This is a genomic window from Neisseria sp. P0022.S010 (assembly GCF_051956635.1).
The window spans coordinates 1-1,711 of sequence record NZ_JBQCXF010000598.1; the positions used below are offsets into that span (position 1 = coordinate 1).

Consider the following 1,711-nt stretch of genomic DNA (forward strand, 5'->3'; position numbering starts at 1 on the left):
GCACGCGGGCATTGTTCACCATCGCCTGCATGACGCTGACTTCCTTGTAATCGTCATCCAAAAGCGAGCCGTCGTTTTCTATGCCGTGGGTACTCATGATGGCATAGTCGACTTTGAATTGGTTGATAAAATCGACGGTCGCCACGCCGGTAATGCCGCCATCCAAGGGGCGGACCACGCCGGAAGCGATGATGACCGTGTAGTCGGTACGTGCCGCAGTGATGGAGGCAGCGTAGATGTTGTTGGTGATAATCCGCAAGTTTTTACGCTGTCTGACCAACTCGGCGGCAACGGCTTCCATGGTGGTGCCGATGCTGATAAACAGCGAGGCATTGTCGGGAATGGTGGAAGCAATCAGTCGGGCAATGGCGTTTTTTTCCTGCTGCTGATGGTTGCGCCGCTCCTGCCCTGCCGTTACAACTGAAACATCGCCCAAAGATGCGCCGCCGTGATAGCGTTTGAGCTGTCCGGTCTCGCTTAACTCTTGCACATCGCGGCGTATGGTTTGTGGCGTCACATCCAAATTTGCCGCCAACTCTTCCACCGTCATAAAGTTATGTTCGCGGACAAGGGTGAGGATATGTTCGTGTCTTTGGATTTTGGGTTTCATGGTGTTTCGTTTTATAGGGATAAACCAATGGCCGTCTGAATATTTCAGACGGCCTTGTTATTGTCAAACCGATTACATCTCGAGTTTCTGTTCCAAGCGTTCCATACACGTGCCCAAGTGGCGGCGCATGACTTTGGTCACACGGTTGCGCTTGCCTGCCAGCAACAAATCGAGGATTTCCCGGTGTTCATGGTGTGAATTGGAATCGATATTGCGCTTTTCTTTGCGAAGCGGGTCGGAAACGGCCACAATCAATGAAGAGCGCGCACACAAGGTATTCATGATTTCAAACAGGACATCATTATCCAACAGCCGCGCCAATTCGACATGGAAGGCATTGGACAGGCGGTTCCAACCCACGCGGTCGCCGCTTTCGGAGGCTGCGCCCTCTTGCTCAATCATGGCGTAAAGCGGTTTCAGACGCGTTTCCAAATCAGGCATATCGATGAGGACGCTCAAAATCATGCTTTCCATTTCGATACGCGTGTTGAACACGTCTTTCATTTCTTTCAAGTCCGGCACATGGACAAATGCGCCACGATTGGGCTGCAAATCGACGATTTTGTCGTGCGCCAAAAGCGACAATGCGCCACGCACGGTATTGCGGGAGCAAACCATTTGTCGGCAAAGCTCGGACTCGGTCAGTTTTTTGCCCGGCAACAGCAGATGGTCGGTAATGCCGTCCAAAATCAATGCGTACACGCGGAAGAGTTCGGAATCATGACGCTCTTCCAAAATAAGCGATGAAGTTGCAGGCGCAACGTTGGTATTATTTTCGTAATCCATAATGTTTCCCCAGTATCCGTATTAAGGCGCAAGCGTTTACAAACCGGCATCTTTCGGGGTTGTTTAAAATATAATTAAAAATTGTTGACAATGTTAAACGAAACTTGCACAATGAGATCAACAAGCCAAGTTATAAAGGCTGATAGAGAGAGAAGAAAAAGAAATAAAAAGCAAGCAGATATATTCATGTTAATGCGTGAATATATCTGCTTTTTTTGTGGGTAGTCGGTTCACGCTCCGCCACGCCCACCCCGAAACCGTCCTATTCTGTTTCGACGATCTCGAAGCTGTGGCTCATTTCTGCCGCTTTACCCA

The 1,711-nt window shown here is 49.7% G+C and carries 2 protein-coding genes; both read right to left on the reverse strand.

What is annotated here, in order from left to right:
- Window positions 1-610, reverse strand: a 610-nt coding sequence (locus ACTHUT_RS19775) for a DeoR/GlpR family DNA-binding transcription regulator (protein ID WP_440419524.1), incomplete at its 3' end; no start/stop codon positions are given.
- 72 nt (window positions 611-682) lie between these two features.
- On the reverse strand, window positions 683-1,396 hold the full coding sequence (locus tag ACTHUT_RS19780; protein ID WP_250599639.1) for a GntR family transcriptional regulator: 714 nt from the start codon (window positions 1,394-1,396) through the stop codon (window positions 683-685).
- Between the last annotated feature and the right edge of the window lie 315 nt (window positions 1,397-1,711).